The 318-nt window shown below is 71.7% G+C and carries 1 pseudogene; it reads right to left on the bottom strand.

Features of this window, described 5'->3' with window-relative positions:
* A pseudogene (locus ELR45_RS35830) lies at positions 1-318 on the bottom strand (hypothetical protein); the annotation flags it as partial.

Here is a 318-nt window from a genome sequence, read left to right as displayed (position 1 = left end):
GGCAGCGCCATCGAGATCAGAGGCGTCGAGCCGGCCGAACGCCGGCGCCCTACCGCCGGAGAATCCCACCAGGCGGTGCTCAGGAAAGATCGACTCGGCACCGTTCGGCAGTGCCGGTTCCGGCGTCGGCTCGGTTGTGGGGTTCTCCCGCTCGTCGGCGTCTTCCTCGTCGGCGTCTTCCGTCTCCGCGCCTGCTCCGTTCTCCTCGTCCGGAACGGCGGTGTTCTCGCCCCCGGGCGACGGCGCGGCGTCGTCCGTCGTCGGAGTGGCATCGGGACCGTCGGAAGAGCCGGCGCAGGCTGCGCTCAGCACGCCAGC

The organism is Phytoactinopolyspora endophytica (assembly GCF_004138495.1).
In the GTDB taxonomy this organism is placed as follows: domain Bacteria; phylum Actinomycetota; class Actinomycetes; order Jiangellales; family Jiangellaceae; genus Phytoactinopolyspora; species Phytoactinopolyspora endophytica.
The sequence above is the reverse complement of the archived record's forward strand: the minus strand, read 5'-3'. Positions and strand labels throughout refer to the sequence as shown.